This window comes from Enterobacter sp. RHBSTW-00975, from assembly GCF_013615235.1.
Taxonomy (GTDB): domain Bacteria; phylum Pseudomonadota; class Gammaproteobacteria; order Enterobacterales; family Enterobacteriaceae; genus Enterobacter; species Enterobacter ludwigii.
Genome location: NZ_CP055883.1, coordinates 4688077 through 4709354, shown reverse-complemented (window position 1 = coordinate 4709354; position 21278 = coordinate 4688077). Strand labels below are relative to the sequence as shown.

General features: G+C 56.7%; 23 protein-coding genes. 14 read left to right on the top strand and 9 right to left on the bottom strand.

Going from position 1 to position 21278, the window contains the following annotated elements; translation table 11 throughout:
• Window positions 1–108: 108 nt before the first annotated feature.
• A complete protein-coding gene (fdhD, locus tag HV340_RS22790; RefSeq protein ID WP_063925922.1) occupies window positions 109–945 on the top strand; it encodes a formate dehydrogenase accessory sulfurtransferase FdhD in 837 nt (278 codons plus the stop codon).
• Between the two features lie 114 nt (window positions 946–1059).
• Window positions 1060–1272: a DUF1471 domain-containing protein gene (locus HV340_RS22785; protein ID WP_008501827.1), complete on the top strand. Its 213-nt coding sequence runs from the start codon at window positions 1060–1062 to the stop codon at window positions 1270–1272.
• Between the two features lie 40 nt (window positions 1273–1312).
• On the opposite strand, the gene HV340_RS22780 is transcribed toward HV340_RS22785, so the two are convergent.
• Window positions 1313–1636 carry an AzlD domain-containing protein gene (locus tag HV340_RS22780; RefSeq protein ID WP_032680064.1) on the bottom strand — a complete coding sequence of 108 codons (324 nt, stop codon included), beginning with the start codon at window positions 1634–1636 and terminating at the stop codon, window positions 1313–1315.
• On the bottom strand, window positions 1636–2295 hold the full coding sequence (locus HV340_RS22775; protein WP_014172226.1) for an AzlC family ABC transporter permease: 660 nt from the start codon (window positions 2293–2295) through the stop codon (window positions 1636–1638). The genes HV340_RS22780 and HV340_RS22775 overlap by 1 nt, the downstream gene beginning before the upstream one ends.
• Window positions 2296–2399: 104 nt before the next feature.
• Between HV340_RS22775 and HV340_RS22770 the strand changes: the two genes are divergently transcribed.
• From HV340_RS22770 to HV340_RS22755, 4 genes are all read left to right on the top strand, one after another.
• Complete coding sequence (locus tag HV340_RS22770) at window positions 2400–2948, top strand: XRE family transcriptional regulator (RefSeq protein WP_014172225.1); 549 nt, start codon at window positions 2400–2402, stop codon at window positions 2946–2948.
• A 17-nt stretch (window positions 2949–2965) separates the two neighbouring features.
• Entirely contained in the window at window positions 2966–3961 is a 996-nt protein-coding gene (locus HV340_RS22765; protein WP_014172224.1) for a substrate-binding domain-containing protein, read from the top strand.
• Between the two features lie 104 nt (window positions 3962–4065).
• Window positions 4066–6189: an alpha-galactosidase gene (locus HV340_RS22760; protein ID WP_181216241.1), complete on the top strand. Its 2124-nt coding sequence runs from the start codon at window positions 4066–4068 to the stop codon at window positions 6187–6189.
• A gap of 44 nt (window positions 6190–6233) precedes the next feature.
• Window positions 6234–7499: an MFS transporter gene (locus HV340_RS22755; RefSeq protein WP_044857714.1), complete on the top strand. Its 1266-nt coding sequence runs from the start codon at window positions 6234–6236 to the stop codon at window positions 7497–7499.
• A 37-nt stretch (window positions 7500–7536) separates the two neighbouring features.
• Here HV340_RS22755 and rhaM read toward each other — a convergent pair whose 3' ends face one another.
• The 4 genes from rhaM to rhaB all read right to left on the bottom strand — a co-directional run bounded on the left by rhaM (window position 7537) and on the right by rhaB (window position 11544).
• On the bottom strand, window positions 7537–7851 hold the full coding sequence (rhaM, locus tag HV340_RS22750; RefSeq protein ID WP_181216240.1) for an L-rhamnose mutarotase: 315 nt from the start codon (window positions 7849–7851) through the stop codon (window positions 7537–7539).
• 27 nt (window positions 7852–7878) lie between these two features.
• A complete protein-coding gene (gene rhaD, locus HV340_RS22745; protein WP_181216239.1) occupies window positions 7879–8709 on the bottom strand; it encodes a rhamnulose-1-phosphate aldolase in 831 nt (276 codons plus the stop codon).
• Between the two features lie 109 nt (window positions 8710–8818).
• Window positions 8819–10078, bottom strand: coding sequence for an L-rhamnose isomerase (rhaA, locus tag HV340_RS22740; RefSeq protein WP_020883965.1), 1260 nt, complete (start codon window positions 10076–10078; stop codon window positions 8819–8821).
• A complete protein-coding gene (rhaB, locus tag HV340_RS22735) occupies window positions 10075–11544 on the bottom strand; it encodes a rhamnulokinase (protein ID WP_020883964.1) in 1470 nt (489 codons plus the stop codon). The genes rhaA and rhaB overlap by 4 nt, the downstream gene beginning before the upstream one ends.
• A gap of 136 nt (window positions 11545–11680) precedes the next feature.
• Here rhaB and HV340_RS24640 point away from each other — a divergent pair, with 136 nt between their 5' ends.
• The 3 genes from HV340_RS24640 (at window position 11681) to rhaR (ending at window position 13604) form a co-directional block, all read left to right on the top strand.
• The gene (locus tag HV340_RS24640) at window positions 11681–11785 is read left to right on the top strand and encodes an ABC transporter ATP-binding protein (protein ID WP_104440762.1); all 105 of its coding nucleotides are present in this window, start codon (window positions 11681–11683) and stop codon (window positions 11783–11785) included.
• A 60-nt stretch (window positions 11786–11845) separates the two neighbouring features.
• Window positions 11846–12682, top strand: a complete 837-nt coding sequence (gene rhaS / locus HV340_RS22730) for an HTH-type transcriptional activator RhaS (protein WP_041162912.1) — start codon at window positions 11846–11848, stop codon at window positions 12680–12682.
• A 73-nt stretch (window positions 12683–12755) separates the two neighbouring features.
• Window positions 12756–13604: an HTH-type transcriptional activator RhaR gene (gene rhaR / locus HV340_RS22725; protein ID WP_014172216.1), complete on the top strand. Its 849-nt coding sequence runs from the start codon at window positions 12756–12758 to the stop codon at window positions 13602–13604.
• Here rhaR and rhaT read toward each other — a convergent pair whose 3' ends face one another.
• The gene (rhaT, locus tag HV340_RS22720) at window positions 13605–14639 is read right to left on the bottom strand and encodes an L-rhamnose/proton symporter RhaT (protein WP_014172215.1); all 1035 of its coding nucleotides are present in this window, start codon (window positions 14637–14639) and stop codon (window positions 13605–13607) included.
• A 289-nt stretch (window positions 14640–14928) separates the two neighbouring features.
• Between rhaT and sodA the strand changes: the two genes are divergently transcribed.
• Both sodA and yiiM read left to right on the top strand, forming a co-directional pair.
• Window positions 14929–15549 carry a superoxide dismutase [Mn] gene (sodA, locus tag HV340_RS22715; protein ID WP_014833772.1) on the top strand — a complete coding sequence of 207 codons (621 nt, stop codon included), beginning with the start codon at window positions 14929–14931 and terminating at the stop codon, window positions 15547–15549.
• 7 nt (window positions 15550–15556) lie between these two features.
• Window positions 15557–16294 carry a 6-hydroxyaminopurine reductase gene (yiiM, locus tag HV340_RS22710; protein ID WP_126547816.1) on the top strand — a complete coding sequence of 246 codons (738 nt, stop codon included), beginning with the start codon at window positions 15557–15559 and terminating at the stop codon, window positions 16292–16294.
• 54 nt (window positions 16295–16348) lie between these two features.
• Here yiiM and cpxA read toward each other — a convergent pair whose 3' ends face one another.
• Entirely contained in the window at window positions 16349–17722 is a 1374-nt protein-coding gene (cpxA, locus tag HV340_RS22705) for an envelope stress sensor histidine kinase CpxA (protein WP_010436910.1), read from the bottom strand.
• Window positions 17719–18417, bottom strand: coding sequence for an envelope stress response regulator transcription factor CpxR (cpxR, locus tag HV340_RS22700; RefSeq protein WP_014172213.1), 699 nt, complete (start codon window positions 18415–18417; stop codon window positions 17719–17721). Before cpxR ends, cpxA begins: the two co-directional genes overlap by 4 nt.
• A 150-nt stretch (window positions 18418–18567) precedes the next feature.
• Here cpxR and cpxP point away from each other — a divergent pair, with 150 nt between their 5' ends.
• The 3 genes from cpxP to pfkA all read left to right on the top strand — a co-directional run bounded on the left by cpxP (window position 18568) and on the right by pfkA (window position 21257).
• The gene (gene cpxP, locus HV340_RS22695) at window positions 18568–19074 is read left to right on the top strand and encodes a cell-envelope stress modulator CpxP (protein WP_020883960.1); all 507 of its coding nucleotides are present in this window, start codon (window positions 18568–18570) and stop codon (window positions 19072–19074) included.
• 153 nt (window positions 19075–19227) lie between these two features.
• Window positions 19228–20121, top strand: a complete 894-nt coding sequence (gene fieF / locus HV340_RS22690; protein ID WP_059305924.1) for a CDF family cation-efflux transporter FieF — start codon at window positions 19228–19230, stop codon at window positions 20119–20121.
• 173 nt (window positions 20122–20294) lie between these two features.
• On the top strand, window positions 20295–21257 hold the full coding sequence (gene pfkA / locus HV340_RS22685) for a 6-phosphofructokinase (protein WP_014172210.1): 963 nt from the start codon (window positions 20295–20297) through the stop codon (window positions 21255–21257).
• Window positions 21258–21278: the final 21 nt, after the last annotated feature.

Here is a 21278-nt window from a genome sequence, read left to right as displayed (position 1 = left end):
TAAACTTGATGAGGATGGGTGCTGAAAAGTTGATCCATACTATGCGTATGGCCTGCGGTTTGTGATGCAATAGCAGGCTCACCTCCGTGGTTGTTCAGGAATACCGCTGTGTCTAAACAAAACCGTGTTACCCACTCGTCGCCACTGCCTGCCGGTATCGTGGAACTGTCGGTACACAGACCGCCCCACATTACCCACACCACGCCTGATTTTCTGGCGGAGGAAGTGCCCGTTGCTCTGGTTTACAACGGTATTTCCCATGTGGTGATGATGGCCTCGCCGAAAGATCTGGAGCTGTTCGCGATTGGTTTTTCCCTCTCGGAAGGCATCATTGAGCACCCGCAAGAAATTTACGGCATGGATGTGGTGAAGGTCTGCAACGGCCTTGAAGTGCAAATCGAACTCTCAAGCCGCCGGTTTATGGGGCTCAAAGAGCGGCGACGCGCGCTGGCCGGGCGTACCGGATGCGGGGTTTGCGGGGTAGAGCAGCTCAATGATATCGGTAAGCCTGTCGCACCTCTGCCGTTTACCCAGACCTTCAATCTGGCCCATCTCGATCATGCCCTTGAACATCTGAATGACGTGCAACCTGCCGGCCAGCTGAGCGGATGCACGCATGCGGCGGCATGGGTTCTGCCATCGGGCGATATTGCCGGGGGGCATGAGGATGTCGGCCGCCATGTGGCGCTGGATAAACTGATGGGCCGCCGGGCGCGCGAAAGCGAACTCTGGCAGCAGGGGGCGGCACTGGTCTCCAGCCGCGCCAGCTACGAGATGGTGCAAAAATCGGCGATGTGCGGCGTTGAAATCCTTTTTGCCGTATCGGCCGCGACCACGCTGGCGGTAGAAGTGGCGGAGCGCTGTAACCTGACGCTGGTGGGGTTCTGTAAGCCGGGAAGGGCGACGATTTATACCCATCCGCAGCGATTAATAGTTAATCAGTAAATTTGAAAAAGAATAGCAAATCCTTCCGCTTTTAGTTGTTCATGATGAGGTCTACTATTTATCTCATCAAGGCACGGTGCCTTAAACAAACAACTAATTGAAAGGGTTTATATCATGAAAAGCATCAAAACTTTTGTCGCAGTAATCGCTCTGGCTACATCTTTCGGTTCTTTCGCTGCACAGACTGTGACCGCAACCGCCTCTACCATTGATGGCGCAGAAGCGAAAATCGCTGCACAGGCTCAGGAAGCGGGCGCGTCATCTTACAAAATTACCCAGGCGTTTACGGGTAACCGCGTACACATGACCGCTGAACTGAACAAATAAGCTGCCACACCGTCGAAAGAGCGCCCCCGGGGCGCTTTTTTTATTGGATACCCGCCAGGCGCAGCAATGCAGTCACGACCGCTGCCGCCACGATCACCACAATTAACGGCATTTTTCGCCATGCCAGAAACACTGCAAACGCCACGCCCAGTACGCGCGCCATACCGGCAAAATGCTCACCTTCATAGAAGGTGGTCGCCAGTGCGACGGAAAACAGCAAAACCGTTGCCGCATCTGAAAGCAGAGCCTGAGAGCGGTCTGACAGCGCCAGTCGGTTGCCGAGTTTTGCCCCGCCGAGACGCATTAAATAGGTTCCCACGGAAAGCACGGCGATACCGAGAATAAAGACCGTCATATTCCCCATTATTTTTTCCTCGCAGCAAGACCGAGTAAAGAGAGCAGAACCGGTAAACCCACCGGGGCAAACGGCACGGCGGCCAGTGACAATGCAGCACCGCTGCAGGCGCGGATCAGGGTGGTGCGATTTTTAAAAGCCGGCACCACTAACGCCAGTAAAATCGCCGGGAATACCGCATCCAGCCCGATGGTTTCAAGGTCCGGCAACAGTTTGCCAACCATGGTGCCCAGCAATGTACCCAGCGGCCAGACGATCGCCACGCCTAAACCGCATAACCAGTAAGCCGCCTTACGCTGTTCGGGCGTTTTTTGCGACAACCCGAACACCACGCTTTCGTCGTTCATAATGTGGCAACCCAGAAAACTCAGGCCACGTTTACCCACCAGTTCACGCACCGTCACCCCAAACGGTACATGACGTGCATTAACCAGTAATCCGGCAGCCGCCGCCGCCAGAGGGTTACCGCCGCTTGCCACAATGCCGATAAACATAAATTCAGAGGCACCCGCCAGCACGGTAATGGAGAGTAAAAACGGGACCCAGACCGGGAAACCGTAGGCCATTGCCAGCGAGCCATAGGACATCCCGACGACGCCTACCGCGAGACACACCAGGATGATTGCTTTTATCGTGTCGCCTTTCAGGGTGGAGAGATGATGCTTCATACAATTTTAGCCATATCGAACGTATTTCCATTATAATGAACGCATCAGAACCGTTTTTCAAGGCGAACGATTCGTTCGATTTATAGAACAAAGGGGCCGTTTTTATGACGCAGCCAATCAGCGTGATCGCTAAAAGTCTGGTGCGAGAACGCCTGCGAACCGGACTTTCACTGGCGGAAATCGCGCGCCGTGCCGGGATCGCTAAATCCACGCTGTCGCAGCTGGAGTCCGGCAACGGGAATCCCAGCCTGGAGACGCTCTGGTCACTCTGTGTGGCGCTGGACATTCCTTTTGCCCGTTTGCTCGAACCGCAGCAGCCGACCACTCAGGTGATCCGCCGTGGAGAAGGAACGAAGGTGGTTGCCGGACAGGCCAACTATGAAGCCATTTTGCTGGCGGCGTGCCCGCCGGGCGCGCGTCGTGACATCTACCTGTTACTCACCCAGCCGGGTGCCGACCGCATTTCTCAGCCACATCCGGCAGGCTCAGTGGAGCATATTATTGTGACGCAGGGTAGAGCGCTGGTTGGTCTGATCGATGCGGCGGAAGAGCTTGGCCCGGGGGATTACATTTGCTATCCCGCTGACCAGCCGCATATCTTTAAGGCCCTGGAGCCGGATACGCACGCGCTTCTGGTGGCTGAACAAAATTAACGCAGATACGGAAAATCATGTCGCTTAAAGCCATTGCCAAAGAACTGGGGCTGTCTGTTACCACCGTCAGCCGCGCCCTTAACGGGTATGACGATGTCTCCCGCGAGACGCGCGCCCGCGTCGAAGCGGAGGCTCAGCGCCGTGGCTACCGGCCAAACACCTTCGCGCGTCGCCTGAAGATGGGCAAAATCGACGCCGTGGGTCTGGTTTTTCCGGTGCATCCTGTTCCGCTCAATAACAGCGTCTTTATGGACATGGTCGGCGAAATTAGCCACGAACTGGCGCGACATGAAATCGATCTCCTGCTGATTGCCGATGACGATCTGGCGGATAAGCACAGCTATATGCGTATGGTGCAAAGTCGTCGCGTGGATGCGCTGATTGTGGCGCACACGCTGGATCATGACCCGCGGCTGGAACAGCTTCAGGCCGCCGGTTTTCCCTTTCTCGCGCTCGGACGCAGCCAGCTACCGCAGCCCTATGCGTGGTTTGATTTCGACAACTATGCCGGCACGTACAATGCCACCCGCTGGCTGATTGAAAAGGGGCATCGCCGCATCGCCTTGCTGGGTGAAAGCAACAATCAGGCCTTCATCACCCAGCGCCGCCAGGGTTATCTGGATGCGCTACGCGAAGCCGGGTTATCCAGCGAATGGCTGCGCGCCATGCCGCCTTCGCGCCGCGTGGGTTACGCCACGACGAATGAACTTCTCTCCTTGCCGCAGCCCCCCACGGCCATCATTACCGACTGCAACACTCACGGCGACGGTGCGGCCATGGCGCTGGCGCAGCGGGGTCTTCTCTGCGGTGAAAACGCCGTTTCGCTGGTGGTTTACGACGGCTTACCGCAGGACAGCATTGTCGATGTTGATGTGGCGGCGGTTATTCAGTCCACCCGCCAGGGCGTCGGGAAACAGATCGCTGACATGGTGCGTCAGTTGATTAACGGCGACGATATCGCTCAGCTACAGGTGCTCTGGCAGCCAGAGTTCTTCCCGGGTCAGACGGCCTAAACACAGCAAAATTCCAAAGCCGATCACAGATCCGAAACGTTTTGGTTTGTATCCGAAACGTTTCGGATCAACACTCAGATCATCCCGATGACAGGAGAGGTCTGATGCACGATTCCATTTTTCGACTCGAAAGTAAGGCGGTTGACCTGGTGATCACCACGCACCCGTTCGCCGAAATTCTCTACTGGGGGCCGCACCTTCACCACTTTTCACCGCAAGATGTGGTAAGTCTGGCTCGTCCGGTGGCGAACGGCAGGCTCGACGTTGACGCCCCGGTGACGCTGATGGCGGAGCTTGGACACGGCCTGTTTGGTTCGCCCGGTATTGAAGGGCACCGCCAGGGGCTGGACGGGTCGCCTGTCTTTAAAACCACCCATGTGCAGCACCAGGGGCAAACCCTGACGTTAACGGCGGAAGATGAACATGCCGGGTTGCGTCTGACCAGCGAGCTGGCACTGGATGCAAGCGGGGTTCTGGTGGTGCGTCACGGTTTAACTAACCTGCGGGCGCAGGCGTGGCAGGTTGATCGTTTCGCCGTGACGCTACCGGTCGCTGAACGCGCGCAGGACGTGATGGCGTTCCACGGACGCTGGATCCGTGAGTTCCAGCCGCATCGCGTGAAGCTTGAACACGACAGCGTTGTGATTGAAAACCGCCGCGGCAGGACCTCTCACGAACACTTCCCGGCGCTGATCGCCGGTACGTCCTCATTTAACGAAATGCACGGCGACGTCTGGGGCGTGCATCTGGGCTGGAGCGGCAACCACCGCCTGCGTGCGGAAGTCAAAACCGACGGACGCCGCTATCTGCAGGCCGAAGCCCTCTACCTGCCGGGAGAAATGGCGATTGAAGAGGGGGAAACGCTCTGGACACCACGCCTGTATGCGAGCTACTCCGCACGGGGTCTGAACGGCATGAGCCAGTCGTTCCACCGGTATCTGCGCGACAACGTTATCCGCTTCCCTGAAAACAAACCGCGCCCGGTACATCTCAATACCTGGGAGGGGATCTACTTCAGCCATGACCCGGCGTACATCATGCGCATGGCCGATGAGGCTGCGGCGCTGGGCGTGGAGCGTTTTATCATCGACGACGGCTGGTTCAAAGGCCGTAACGATGACCACGCGGCGCTGGGTGACTGGTACCTGGACGAGAAAAAATACCCGGACGGGCTGACGCCGGTGATTAACCATGTGAAAAAGCGCGGCATGGAATTTGGTATCTGGATTGAGCCGGAGATGATTAACCCGGACTCGGATCTGTATCGTGCCCATCCCGACTGGGTGCTGGCGCTGCCGGGCTACACCCAGGCAACGGGCCGTCATCAACTGGTGCTCAACCTGAATATTCCGCAGGCTTTTGATTATCTGGTCGAGCGCATGAGCTGGCTGCTGGGCGAACATCCCATCGACTACGTTAAGTGGGATATGAACCGCGAACTGGTACAGCCCGGGCACCACGGCAAAGCCGCTGCGGATGCGCAGACGCGGCAGTTTTATCGTCTGTTAGACGTGCTGGGCGAGCGTTTCCCGCACATTGAATTTGAGTCCTGCTCCTCGGGCGGCGGGCGAATCGACTATGAAGTCCTGACCCGCAGCCACCGCTTCTGGGCCTCTGATAATAACGACGCGCTGGAGCGCAATACCATCCAGCGTGGCATGAGCTACTTCTTCCCGCCGGAAGTGATGGGCGCGCATATCGGTCATCATAAATGTCACGCCACCTTCCGCCAGCACAGCATTGCTTTCCGCGGCCTGACGGCACTGTTTGGCCACATGGGACTGGAGCTTGATCCGCTCACCGTCGATGCTCAGGAGCGTGAAGGCTATCGCCATTACACCGCGCTGCACAAGCAGTGGCGGGAAGTCATCCATCACGGTACCCAGTGGCGCGTGGATATGCCGGATGCCAGCACGCTGGCGCAGGGTATAGTGAGCGAAGACAAAACGCAGGGGTTGTTTATGGTCAGCCAACTGGCCATGCCGGATTACACGCTCATGATGCCGCTGCGCATGCCGGGGCTCGACGCGCAGGCGCAGTACCGCATCACGCTGCTCGACCACCCCAACATTCGACTCACCGGTGAGGGCGGGCACACCATGCGCAAGCTGCCGGCGTGGATGGAAACGTCCCAGACGGCCAGCGGTGAGTGGCTGATGCAGGCGGGGATCGCACTGCCGATTCTGGACCCGGAAACCGCCATTCTGATTGGCGTTGAACGCGTGTAAGGGTGATGGGCCAGGAGACTGGCCCTCCGTTGAGGATAAAAATAATGAACACAACAACCTGTACCCACAAAGACAACCCTAACTTCTGGATCTTCGGGCTGTTCTTCTTTCTCTACTTCTTCATTATGGCCACCTGCTTTCCGTTTCTGCCGATCTGGCTGTCGGATGTCATCGGCCTGAACAAAACCCATACCGGGATCGTGTTCTCCTGTATCTCGCTTTCGGCCATCGCCTTTCAGCCCGTGCTTGGGGTCATTTCGGATAAGCTGGGGCTGAAAAAACACCTGCTGTGGATTATCACGGTGCTGCTGTTTCTGTTCGCGCCGTTCTTCCTGTATGTCTTTGCGCCACTGCTGAAAACCAGTATCTGGCTGGGGGCGCTGAGCGGCGGTCTGTACATCGGTTTTGTCTTCTCCGCAGGTTCAGGCGCGATTGAGGCCTACATCGAACGCGTGAGCCGTAACAGCGTGTTTGAATACGGCAAGGCGCGCATGTTCGGCTGTCTCGGTTGGGGGCTGTGCGCTTCAACGGGCGGTATTCTGTTTGGCATCGACCCGTCGTATGTCTTCTGGATGGGGTCAGCGGCTGCGCTGCTGCTGATGTTGTTGCTGGTGGTTGCGAAACCGAAGCCAAACCAGACTGCGCAGGTGATGAATGCGCTGGGGGCCAACCAGCCGCAGATCACCGCCAGGACGGTCTTTAACCTGTTCCGTCAGCGCAGAATGTGGATGTTCATTCTGTACGTCATCGGTGTGGCCTGCGTGTATGACGTTTTTGACCAGCAGTTTGCCACCTTCTTTAAAACCTTCTTCGCAACGCCGCAGGAGGGAACGCGAGCCTTTGGTTTTGCCACCACGGCGGGGGAAATTTGCAACGCGATCATCATGTTCTGCTCGCCGTGGATCATCAACCGTATCGGCGCGAAGAATACGCTGCTGATTGCCGGGCTGATTATGGCGACGCGCATTATCGGCTCGTCGTTCGCCACCACCGCGGTGGAGGTCATTGCCCTGAAGATGCTGCACGCGCTGGAGGTTCCGTTCCTGCTGGTGGGGGCGTTCAAATACATCACCGGCGTGTTCGATACCCGTCTGTCGGCCACTATCTATCTGATTGGCTTCCAGTTTGCCAAACAGTCGGCGGCGATTTTCCTCTCTGCTTTTGCCGGGAATATGTATGACCGGATCGGTTTCCAGGAGACCTACCTGATGCTGGGCTGTTTTGTACTGGCGATTACGGTGGTCTCGGCCTTTACGCTGAGCAGTAAGCAGGAGATTGCGGCGCGCCGCGCTGCGGTGGAGGCAAACTAACGCAGGACGCTGCCGCGGATGCGGCAGCGTTAACGCTTTAGAGCAGGTAAAACACCGCTTTCAGTTCGGCACTCACCGGGCTGTTGTCGGGGTTTGAGGGCATTACCTCACCCATGTATTTCCACCAGCGCTGACAAACGTCGGTCTTTGCCACCGCGTTCCAGCGCGCTTCCGATTCAATCTCAACGCTCGCAAACAGCAGGTTACGCGCCTCATCGAGATAGATAGCGTAGTGGTGCGCACCGTGGTCTTTTAATACCGCCTCCAGCTCTGGCCAGATGGGGTTATGGCGACGCGCGTACTCGTCGTGCGCGTCAGGGTTTACCTGCATCACAAATGCTTTGTGGATCATCATGCCTCCAGCCGCTTTCGCGGGCCGCTATGGGTACAAATCCAGTGCCGACTGCATCGGCGTGACGCCAAAGCGTTTACCGAGTGCAATCAGCTCTTCCCGGGTGATGGTCTGCTTCATGCCGCCCATCGACAGAACCTTCACCAGCACCTCGGCGGACTTCTCGGCGGTATCAATCAGACCAAACGTTTCGTCGAGCGTCGGCCCGCTGCCGAATACCCCGTGGAACGGCCACAGCACCAGGGAGTGTGACTGCATTTCGATGGCGGTGGCCTGGCCGATTTCGTCGGTACCCGGCACCATCCACGGCAGAATGCCGACCCCGTCGGGGAAAACCACCAGACATTCGGTGCTGCCTTCCCACAGCTTTCGCGTGAGGTAATCGCTATTGTTTTCCAGCACGTAGGTCAGGGCGATCAGGTTGGTGGCGTGACAGTGCATGATCACCCGGTCTTTGCCGTGGGTTGCCTTGATACGCTCACAGTGAGAGAGGAAGTGCGCCGGGAGTTCAGACGTGGGCACTGCATCGTCCGTCAGCCCCCAGAGGATGTGATAGCCTGCGCCGTCGCTGTCCACTCTCACCACCCCGAGGTTGGCCTGCGGGTCGAGCTGCACGTTACGGAAGAATTTACCGGAACCGGTGACGATAAACGGCGTACTGGCGAGCTGCGGCATTGGCTGGCTCAGGGCGATATAGCGCGGCCTCTGATGGAACTCGGCGGCGAACGGTTCAATGTCGGCATCATCCAGGCGCAGCGTCAGGTTACCGCCATTGCGCTCGTCCCAGCCTTTCAGCCAGGCGTCGGAGGTGGCTTTAATCATGCCCTGGACGAACCAGGCGTTAGTGATGGTCTGCATAGTGTTTCATTTCCCGTGATCGCGGTGAGCGTTTCCCTCACCCCGGCCCTCTCCCTGTGGGAGAGGGGGTAAAAGTGGCCTCTTCCACAGGAAGAGGGTGAGGGCATATTTATCCGCGCTGACTCAGCACGTCTTTCTCATACATCCGCACGTTATCCAGCCACTGACTGCCCGCTGGGGTGTCGTTACGCTGGCAGTACATCTCCCACACCGCCTGCCACGGCAGGGTTTTCTGCTCTTCCAGCAGCACCAGGCGCGCGGTGTAATCGCCGTTCTCTTCCAGCTGCTTCAGGGCGCTGGTGGGCTCCAGCAGCGCACGCAGCAGGGCTTTTTTCATGTTGCGGGTGCCAATCACCCAGGCTGCGATGCGGTTGATGGAGGCGTCAAAGAAGTCGAGGCCAATGTGCACGCGGTCAAACAGATCGTGGCGAATGATTTCGCTGGCGATGGCCTGGGTTTCGTCATCCAGCAGCACCACGTGATCGCTGTCCCAGCGTACGGGACGGCTCACGTGCAGCAGCAGGCGGGGTACGTAGAGCATGGCGGCGGAGATTTTGTCGGAGATCACCTCCGTCGGGTGGAAGTGGCCGGCATCCAGGCACAGCGCGGTCTGGCGGCTGGTGGCGTACCCCATGTAAAACTCGTTCGAGCCAACGGTGTAACTTTCCGCACCAATACCGAACAGCTTGCTCTCTACGGCGTCGATGTGGTGCGCCGGGTTCAGTTTTTCGCTGATGGCTTCATCCAGCGCCGCCAGCAGGCGCTGACGCGGGGCCAGACGGTCAACGGTGATGTCTTTCATGCCGTCCGGGATCCAGATGTTCATCACCGACGGCGTGCCGAGCTGCTCGCCAAAGTACGCGGAGACGCGGCGGCTGGCTTTTACGTGGTCAATCCAGAACTGGCGGATATCGTCGTTCGCGTGGGCAAGGGTAAAACCGTCGGCGCTAAGCGGGTGCGAGAAGCAGGATGGGTTGAAATCCAGGCCCAGCTGGTTGGCTTTCGCCCACGCTACCCAGTTTTTAAAATGCGCAGGTTTGATCTCGTTACGCGCGACCGGCGTGTCAGATTCCAGATAGATAGCATGCAGGTTCAGCCGCTTAGGCCCCGGGATCAGGCTCAGCGCCAGCTCCAGGTCGGCGCGCAGCTCGGTGGCGTTACGCGCTTTGCCCGGATAGTTGCCGGTGGCCTGAATGCCCCCCGTCAGCGAGCCGCCCGGGTTTTCAAAACCGGCAACGTCGTCGCCCTGCCAGCAGTGCATGGAGACCGGCAGACGATCGAGCTGACGCAGCGCCTCATCGACATCCACGCCGACGGCGGCGTAACGCTGTTTAGCCAGGTCCCAGGCTTGTTCAAGTTGAGTGGTCATGCGCAAAGCTCCTTAGTCAGTCGGTTTTGCTGAAACTGCGCCCGATAGCGGGCAATTTCATGGCAGGGATTGGGGATGAACGTGGTCAGCGTGGCGTTCGCCGACACCACCGTGCGGAAATCGTCCACGCTGGCGAGTTCGTCCAGGGTCATGAGCTGAATGCCAATATTGCCGAGCGTCGACGCTTCAATCGGGCCCGCCACCACGGTGATCCCGCAGGCATCGGCGCAGAGCTGGTTCAGAAGCTGGTTCTGGCAGCCGCCGCCGACAATATGCAGCTGAGTGAACGGCCGGCCACGAAGGTCGGCCAGCTCGCTCAGGATCTCGGCATACAGCAGGGCGAGGCTGTCGAAAATACAGCGTGCCAGTTCTGCCGGTTTCGATGGCACGGGCTGCCCGGCGTCGACGCAGGCGGCCTGGATTTCGGCGCTCATGTCCGCCGGGTTGATAAAGCGGTCATCATTGGGATTGATCAGGAAACTGCAGGCTTTCAGTCTTTCCGTGTCGGCAATAAGCGCGGGCAGGTCGGTAATGTTCTGCTCTTTAAGCACGCGCTGGAGCAGCCACAGACCCATGATGTTCTTCAGCACGCGGTAGCGCCCTTCGGCACCGCCTTCGTTGGTGATGTTCGCGGCCAGCGCGGCATCGCTGGTGTAGGGGGTTTTGCTCTCAAAGCCCATCAGCGACCAGGTCCCGGAAGAGAGGTAGGCCGCGTCGTTACCGGCAAGCGGTGACGCAATGACGGCGCTGGCGGTATCGTGACTCGCAACCGCCACCACCGGGATCGCATTACCCTGCGGGCACATCCATTGCCCGATCACATTGCCAGGATGCGTCGGCGTACCGAACCAGGAGGGTGAAGCCCCGGTCCAGGCCAGCAGGTGTTCATCCCAGTTATCGGAGTTGATGTTCACCAGTTGCGTGGTGGTGGCATTGGTGTATTCCCAGTTCATGTTGCCGGTCAGGCGGTAGCTGAAGTAGTCCGGGATCAGCAGTGCATGCGCCACGCGGGGAACCAGCGCCGGCTGCTGTTCGACCAGCGCGCGCAGTTGATAGAGGGTATTGAATGGCAGGAACTGAATGCCGCTGCGGCCATAAATATTCTCTTTGCCAAGCCCGGCAATCGCACGCGCCATCAGGCCGTCGGTGCGGCTGTCGCGATAGGCTATCGGCAAACCAACGCGTTCACCGTTGCTGTCCAGCAGTACGTAATCGACGCCCCAGGTATCGATGCCGATACTGTCGATACGGATCCCCGCATCGCAGACCTTCTGCAGTCCGGTGCGGATCGCTGCCTCAAGGCTGTCGATATCCCATACCTCACAGCCGTCCTGCTTTTGCAGGCAGTTAACAAAGCGGTGCATCTCGCGAAGCGAAAGCGTCTGCCGCTTGCCGTCATAAGTGGCCAGCATTACACGGCCGCTGGATGCGCCTAGATCGACAGCCACGCAATGGCGAAAAGTCATGGTTGTGTCCTTCTTAAAGTCATTAGCGGTGAGTGTAAAAAAAGGAACCCATCACCACCTTCTCGCCAGTGACAGCGGTTTTCCGGGGCTGGCAAGAAAGCAAAGGTGAACGTGAGGGAGTTCACAGTTTCCAGGCGTGACGGGGTTTGCAGGCAGTGTGACGCTTACCGCATTTCCTGATCTTTCAGCCTGTTTCTTGAAAAACGGACAGTTTTTGCGAGGTTTACGGTCAAAAATTTAAGGTGAGGGGGCGGGGCCTTAATTACTATTTTGAGAACATTTCTCATTGGTGGGGGCCGTTATGACCGTACTGCACAGCGTGGATTTTTTTCCTTCGGGTGGGTCGTCTGTCGCGATTGAACCGCGACTCCCTCAGGTGGCGTTCCCTGAGCATCATCATGATTTTCACGAAATTGTGATTGTTGAACACGGAACGGGGATCCATGTGTTTAACGGCCAGCCGTATACCATCAGTGGTGGGACGGTCTGCTTTGTGCGCGATCATGACCGGCACTTATATGAACATACCGACAACCTGTGCCTGACTAACGTGCTCTACCGTTCGCCCGATGCGTTCCAGTTCCTGTCCGGGCTGAACCATCTCCTGCCGCAGGAGAAGGACGGCATCTATCCTTCGCACTGGCGGGTGAATCAGTCCACGCTGCAGCAGGTGCGCCAGCTGGTGAGCCAGATGGAACAGCGCGACGAGGGACAGGAGACCCACGTCATCGCCACGCGTGAGCTGTTGTTTATGCAGCTGCTGGTGCTGCTGCGCCGCAGTAGCATGGTGGCCGGGCTGGAGAATAACGATGCGCGTTTGACTCAACTGATGGCCTGGCTGGAGGACCATTTCGCCGAGGATGTCTGCTGGGAAACGCTGGCGGATGATTTTTCGCTGTCGCTTCGGACCTTGCATCGTCAGCTGAAGCAGCAAACCGGGCTGACGCCCCAGCGCTATCTGAACCGTCTGCGCCTGATTAAAGCGCGCCATCTGCTGCGTCATACCGATGAGAGCGTCACGGATATCGCCTATCGTTGCGGTTTCGGCGACAGTAACCACTTTTCGACCCTGTTTCGCCGGGAATTTAGCTGGTCACCGCGCGATATTCGCCAGGGAAAGGACGCGTCACTGCAGTAACGCGAGGGTTGTCACCGTTTCCCGTGGGCAAAAACGCTAATAATGTCAGGTTATTTGCTGTCGAGGTGGTGTCGTGGTTGCTCAGCTAATGCTTCGCAAAGTGGATTTTTTTGCCTCCGCCGGCCAGGCCGTCGCGGTGGCGGATCGCTATCCGCAAAACGTCTTTGCCGAGCACACTCATGAGTTCTGCGAGCTGGTGCTGGTGTGGCGGGGCAATGGCTTGCATATCCTCAACGATCGGCCCTACCGCATTACGCGTGGGGATCTGTTTTACATCCGTGCTGAAGACAAACACGCCTACGCTTCGGTCAACGACCTGGTCCTGCAGAACGTGATTTACTGCCCCGACAGGCTGAAACTCAACGTCGACTGGGCGGCTTACATTCCGGGTTTTAATGATACGAAGTGCGCGGCGCACTGGCGACTGAGCAGTAACGGCATGACGCAGGTGCGACAGGTGATTTCTCAGCTGGAGCAGGAGAGCCAGAAAAGCGATCCTGAGGCTCACCAGATGGCAGAACTGCTTTTCGCCCAGCTGGTCATGACGTTGACGCGCCATCGCTACGCCATTGATAACCCGTCGGCTACCGCGCAGGAAGCCCTGCTCGATAAGCTCATTACCACCCTGGCGGGCAGCCTTAACAAAAGCTTTGTGCTGGAGAAATTCTGCGAGCAGGCGCAGTGCAGCGAGCGCGCGTTGCGCCAGCAATTCCGCACCCAGACCGGGATGACGGTGAACCACTATCTGCGCCAGCTGCGCATCTGCCATGCCCAGTACCTGCTTCAGCATACGGAACTGATGGTCAGCGATGTGGCGATGCGCTGCGGCTTTGAGGACAGTAACTATTTTTCGGTGGTCTTTAACCGCGAGGTGGGGATGACGCCGGTTCAGTGGCGTCATCGCAGTCGTAACGCGGCGTAATCAGTTCGCCATGCCGAGACCCACAATGTTGGCCGCAATAATGATCACCACGCACCCCAGACTCAGCACGCCCACCGGGCGACGCCCGGCGTTGTTCCACTCTTTCAGAAGCAGACCCACCAGCCCACCGCACAGCACGTAGAAGCTCATGTGCAGCATCCAGCTCATATAGTCATACTGCGCCGGAATACTGGCGTGACCCCACGCGTAGAAGAAGAACTGGAGATACCACATCAGCCCACCGAGCGCCGAGAGCAGCACGTTCCCGATAATCATCTTTTTAGCCAGCGAGAAGTCGGCTTTCAGTGACAAGGTCTTCACGTTTGCCAGACGGAAAAAACAGAAACCGAGGTTAACCACCGCTCCGCCACCCATGATCACCACGTAGCTTGGCAGTGCCACGTACAGCGGGTCGACGCCCAGTGCGGCAGCAGCTTCATGCATCGGTTTGGCGGCGTTCATCGCGAATGACATGCCTGCGGAGAAGATCCCGCACATCACCGCCAGCAGCAGGCCTTTCTTCAGGTTGAACTCTTCGGCTCTGATGCCCATTTTGCGCTCTTTCAGCTGCCCTGCGCGGGTGACAATGCCCACGCCAATAACGGCCACCAGCACGCCCAGCAGCGTCATCTGGCCGCCTTTGGTGTTGATCAGCACGTCAACGTTGCCGTTGAGGATTGGCGTCATCAGAGTGCCGACAATCAGCGTAATACCAATCGCGATGCCAATGCCCATCGACATGCCGAGGTAGCGCATGGTGAGGCCATAGTTAATGTTACCGACGCCCCACATGGCGCCAAAGAGAAAGACCGGCAGCAGGGTGGAGGCGTTAAAGGAGGAGAAGTAGCCCCAGAAATCCGGGAGCAGCATGGCGCTGATGGTCCAGGGAAGAATTATCCACGAGACCACACCGCCGACGGACCACATGGTTTCCCATGACCACTGTTTGACCTGTTTAAACGGGGCATAGAAACAGGCTGCACTGGCCGCGCCTATCAGATGCCAGAAAATACCCATCGTAATCGCATGATTCATGTTTACATCCTCATCGTTTTTATATGCCGGTGGCTTCCCACCGACTCGATGAGTGTAAAAATTAAGCAGTCGGGTAACCTTCGGAAGGTTGCCGCACTTTGGTTTTGAATGGCAATCAACGCGTTAACCGGGTGAGCAGACTCACAATTTCAGCAATAACCGAAAACCGAATAACCTTATAAAAACTACGGCATTGATAATCATTTTCAATATCATTTAATTAACTATAATGAACCAACTGCTTACGCGGCATTAACAGCTGTGCCGCCCGACAATAATGGAGAGGATTATGAGTTATACACTGCCATCCCTGCCGTATGCCTACGACGCACTGGAACCGCATTTCGACAAGCAGACGATGGAAATCCATCACACTAAACACCACCAGACCTATGTGAACAACGCGAACGCCGCGCTGGAAAGCCTGCCAGAGTTCGCTAGCCTGCCTGTTGAAGAGCTGATCACCAAACTGGACCAGCTGCCAGCTGACAAGAAAACCGTTCTGCGTAACAACGCAGGTGGTCACGCTAACCACAGCCTGTTCTGGAAAGGCCTGAAAACCGGTACCACCCTGCAGGGCGACCTGAAAGCGGCTATCGAGCGCGATTTCGGTTCTGTAGACAACTTCAAAGCGGAATTCGAAAAAGCCGCTGCGACCCGTTTCGGCTCTGGCTGGGCGTGGCTGGTTCTGAAAGGTGACAAACTGGCGGTTGTTTCAACGGCTAACCAGGACTCCCCGCTGATGGGTGAAGCAATCTCTGGCGCATCCGGTTTCCCTATCCTGGGTCTGGACGTGTGGGAACACGCTTACTACCTGAAATTCCAGAACCGTCGCCCGGACTACATCAAAGCCTTCTGGGACGTGGTGAACTGGGACGAAGCAGCAGCGCGTTTCGCCGCGAAAAAATAAGGTTGCATTGACGCCTGTGAGAAGCGAGTCTGATGACTCGCTTTTTTTGTATCTGCAGAAAGGAGCAGCGATGCATTTTCCGGTGAATGTCTTTACAGGCAAGGTAAGGGAGTACGACGGCAGCCGCCCGAGCGCCATCGCGAAAGTTCAGGTCGACGGCGAGTTGACGTTAACCGACCTCGGGCTGGTGGGCGATGAGCAGGCCGAAAAGAAAATCCATGGCGGGCCTGACCGCGCGCTGTGCCACTATCCGCGGGAACATTATCAGCACTGGATAACCGAGTTTCCCGAACAGGCGGATATGTTTGTCGCGCCCGCGTTTGGTGAGAATCTCTCAACGGAAGGGCTGACCGAGAAAAACGTCTTTATCGGCGATATCTACCGCTGGGGCGATGCCCTGATTCAGGTGACGCAGCCGCGCTCGCCGTGCTTCAAACTAAACTATCATTTCGGCATCAGCGACATGTCTGCCCGACTGCAGAACGCGGGTAAAACGGGCTGGTTATATCGGGTGGTGCTGGCAGGTCAGGTATCGGCAGATGCGCCGCTGGTGCTGGCATCGCGCCTGAGTGATGTCTCGGTATATGACGCCTGCGCGATCGCCTGGCATATGCCGTTTGATGACGACCAGTACCATCGGCTTTTGTCCGCTGCGGGGCTGTCCACGAGCTGGACTCGAACGATGCAGAAACGCCGTTTAAGTAGCAAGATCGAAGATAATTCGCGGAGATTGTGGGGGAAATAGTTTCCCCGCAGGAGAGGCAAGCCGGGTCAGCGATACCGCCGCCCGGCTAAACGGCTACGAACGTTTATACAACGGCAGCCACAGCGTTAACCGCAACCCACCCAGCGGGCTGTCGTCGGCCTTCACCCAGCCGCGATGCTGCTGCATGGCGGTTTCCACAATCGCCAGACCCAGCCCCGTGCCGCCAGATTCACGGTCACGCGCCTCGTCGGTACGGTAGAACGGACGGAAAATCTGTTCGCGGTCTTCCGGGCTTACCCCAGGACCATCGTCATCAACGATGATGGTGATCCCGTCTTTATCCACCGAGAAGGCTACCTCAATCTTCGTGTGCGAATAGCGCAGGGCGTTACGTACGATGTTCTCCAGCGCGCTTTCCAGCGTGTTGGGGTTACCGTACAGCGGCCATGGCCCCGGCGGGAAGTTGACGGTAAAGGATTTCCCCATCTGCTCCGCTTCGAACGCCGCGTTATCAAGCACTTCATGCCACAGGTGGTTGGCTTTCACCGTTTCGCTCACCAGCGCATTTTTCTGCTGATTGCGCGACATGACCAGCAGGTCGTTAATCATGCTGTCCAGACGATGCGCTTCCGTTTCAATACGTTCCAGCTCTTTGCTCTCACCGCTGCGGCGACGCAGCAGCGCGGTGCCGAGCTGTAAGCGCGTGAGTGGCGTGCGCAGCTCGTGCGAGATATCCGACAGCAGGCGTTGCTGTGCCGTCATCATGCGGTCGAGGGCGCTCACCATCTGGTTAAAACTGGTCCCGGCGGCAAGGAACTCCTGTGGACCGGCTTCCAGTTCAGGGTGTTGTCGCAGGTTACCCTGCGCCACTTCGTCCGCCGCGTTTTTCAGCTTACGCGCCGGTTTCGCCAGACTCCACGCCAGCCACAGCAGCAGCGGTGAGCTGACCAGCATGGTGACAATCAGCAGCAGAAGCGGACGGTCAAACAGCAGGTTGATGAAATCGGACTGGGAGTTGCTCGCCGGGCGGATCAGGTAAAGCTGGTAATTATCCTCGCCATCTCTGACGGAGAAGGGGCCTACCATCTCAACCCGACCGTATTTTTTCTTCTGAGGATGGTCGGCGTTATCCGCCTGACCAATGAAGTTACGGATGATCTGCATTTCATTGCGATCGGCGCCAATCACGCGCCCTTCGCTGGTCACCAGCAACAGGCGCTGTCCTGGCGGTGCCCATTTGTCGATAGCGCGAAACAGCCTGCGCCACCACATTAAATCGTTCGGCGGGTCGTTTGCCAGCTCGGCTTCCACGTGCTGCTCGATCATCACGCCCTGACGTTGCTCGCTGTCGAGAAGCTCCGTCATCTGGCGTGAGTCGAGTTTTGGCAACATCAAAACGAGCATTAAAACCAGTGCCAGCGTCAGCCAGAAAATGGCGAAGATGCGGGCTGTTAAGCTTCCTATCATGAAGCGGAAACCATCAGATAACCGCGACCACGCAGGGTTTTAAACCACGGGTGCCCGTCCTTGCGTTCCGGCAGCTTGCGGCGCAGGTTCGATATATGCATATCGATGGCGCGATCAAACGGGGTGAGGCGTTTGCCAAGCACTTCCTGGCTCAAATGTTCACGCGATACCACCTGGCCGAGGTGCTGGGCCAGCAGATACAGCAGGGTGAACTCGGTGCCAGTCAGTTCCAGCGTTTCACCGTCAAAACTCGCTTCCTGACGGCCCGGATTCAGGCTCAGGGAGTCGACTTCCAGCGTCGGTGAACTGTTGTCGCTGTTCTGCTGCTGTTCGCTCCAGTGAGAGCGACGCAGGATAGCGCGAATACGGGCAACCAGTTCACGGTCGTTAAACGGCTTTGGTAAATAGTCATCCGCGCCCAGCTCAAGGCCAAGTACACGGTCAAGTTCGCTACCGCGAGCGGTCAGCATAATTACGGGCGTCTGGTGTGTCTGGCGAAGCTCTTTCAACGTATCAATGCCGTTTTTCTTCGGCATCATTACGTCGAGCAAAAGTAAATCGATGCTGTCGTCAAGGAGACTCAGCGCCTGCTCGCCATCATGGGCAACCAGAACGTTGAAACCTTCCATGTCGAGCAACTCCTTTAAAAGGGATGTGAGCTCTCGGTCATCATCAACTAACAGGATTTTATTCATTGTTTAAATACCTCCGAGGCAGAAATTACGACATCAAGGCTATCTAATCCATGACTTTACGTTGTTTTACACCCCCTGACGCATGTTTGCAGCCTGAATCGTAGACTGTCTCTCGTTGAATCGCGACACGAAAGATTTTGGGAGCAAGTGATGCGCAAAGTTACCGCTGCCGTCATGGCCTCAACGCTGGCGTTCAGTACATTAAGCCAGGCCGCTGTAGCTATCCCCGGCGATAACGGGCCCTCAACGGAGGGGGCAACGCAGCACAGCAGCCAAAGCCATATGTTTGATGGCATAAGTTTAACCGAACATCAGCGTCAACAGATGCGAGATCTGATGCAGAGGGCACGACACGACCAGCCCCCTGTTAATGTTAGCGAAATGGAGACAATGCACCGCCTTGTCACCGCAGAAAAATTTGACGAAAGCGCTGTACGCGCTCAGGCCGAAAAAATGGCACAGGAGCAGGTTGCCCGCCAAGTAGAGATGGCGAAGGTCCGCAACCAGATGTTCCACCTGCTAACGCCCGAGCAGCAAGCGGTTTTGAACACAAGACATCAGCAGCGAATGGACCAGTTGCGTGAGGTTGCACGGATGCAGCGAAGCTCAGAAACAACGTTTTTCAGTAGCAATAGCAGTACCCGTAGTAACCAGTAAACCCTGTTTTCCTTGCCATAGACACCATCCCTGTCTTCCCCCACATGATGTGGGGGTTTTTTTTGCCCTTCATTCTGCTTTGTTAACCGTTTATTCATCCTTTGACTCCCCATGCTTCCGTTATACTAGCGGCATGACATGACAGGAGCGTTTATGAATCAATCCTATGGAAGACTGGTAAGTCGGGCAGCGATTGCAGCAACCATCGTGGCTTTAAGCCTGTTAGTGATTAAAATTTTTGCGTGGTGGTATACCGGCTCAGTCAGTATTCTCGCGGCGCTGGTGGACTCGTTGATGGATATTGCCGCCTCGCTGACGAACCTGCTGGTTGTGCGTTACTCGCTGCAACCGGCGGATGAAGAACATACGTTTGGGCACGGGAAAGCCGAATCGCTGGCCGCGCTGGCGCAAAGCATGTTTATTTCCGGCTCCGCGCTGTTTCTGTTTTTAACCGGTATTCAGCATCTCGTCTCGCCGTCACCGATGAACGATCCCGGCGTGGGCGTGGTCGTGACGATTGTGGCACTTATATGCACACTTGTTCTGGTAACGTTCCAGCGCTGGGTTGTTCGCAAAACGCAAAGCCAGGCTGTACGGGCGGATATGCTTCATTATCAATCTGATGTTATGATGAATGGCGCTATTCTTATTGCGCTCGGTCTGGCCTGGTATGGCTGGCATCGGGCCGATGCGTTGTTTGCGTTAGGGATTGGCATCTATATTTTATATAGCGCCTTACGGATGGGGTATGAAGCGGTGCAATCGCTTCTGGACCGCGCCCTCCCGGACTCAGAACGTAATGAAATTTTTTCTATCGTGACCTCCTGGCCTGGTGTCAGAGGTGCACACGATCTTCGAACGCGGCAGTCAGGGCCGACCCGCTTTATTCAGATTCATATTGAAATGGAAGACAACCTGCCACTGGTTCAGGCTCACGTTATTGCTGAGCAGGTCGAGCAGGCGATTTTGCAGCGTTTTCCTGGTTCAGACGTCATTATTCACCAGGATCCCTGCTCGGTTGTACCCGGACATGTTGAGCTTTCGTAATTGGTTGTAAAAAAGTGAGCCAGGCCAGCATTTTGTGTATAAATTACCGCCATTTGGTCTGACCTGAATCAATTCAGCTGGAAGTGATTGATATACTATTTGCAGTATTCGTTGGTCGATAAATTCTTCCGGCAACAGATTTCAATTTTGCATTCCTAAGTTCAGAGGTAGTCATGATTAAGAAAATCGGTGTGTTGACAAGCGGCGGTGATGCGCCGGGCATGAACGCGGCAATTCGTGGGGTTGTCCGTTCAGCGCTGACGGAAGGCCTGGAAGTTTTTGGTATCTATGATGGTTATCTGGGCCTGTATGAAGATCGCATGGTTCAGCTCGACCGTTACAGCGTGTCCGACATGATCAACCGTGGCGGTACCTTCCTCGGTTCTGCGCGCTTCCCGGAATTCCGTGATGAACACGTCCGTGAAGTGGCTATTGAGAACATGAAAAAACGTGGCCTCGACGCACTGGTTGTTATTGGTGGTGACGGCTCGTACATGGGTGCAAAACGTCTGACTGAAATGGGCTTCCCGTGCATCGGGCTGCCGGGTACGATCGACAACGACATCAAAGGCACTGACTACACCATCGGTTATTTCACCGCACTGGGCACCGTTGTTGAAGCGATTGACCGCCTGCGCGACACCTCTTCTTCCCACCAGCGTATCTCCATCGTGGAAGTGATGGGCCGTTACTGTGGTGACCTGACGCTGGCTGCGGCCATCGCCGGCGGTTGTGAGTTCGTGGTGGTTCCGGAAGTGGAATTCAGCCGTGAAGATCTGGTGGCTGAAATCAAAGCGGGTATCGCAAAAGGCAAGAAACACGCCATCGTAGCCATCACCGAGCATATCTGTGACGTTGACGAGCTGGCGAAGTACATCGAAACCGAAACCAAACGTGAAACGCGTGCTACCGTTCTGGGCCACATCCAGCGTGGGGGTTCCCCGGGTCCATACGACCGCATCCTGGCATCACGTATGGGTGCATACGCCATTGAACTGCTGCTGCAGGGTCATGGCGGTCGTTGCGTGGGTATTCAGAACGAAAAACTGGTTCACCATGACATCATCGACGCCATTGAAAACATGAAGCGTCCGTTCAAGGGTGACTGGCTGGACTGCGCAAAAAAACTGTACTGAGCGGTGACTTTCCCCCGGTCG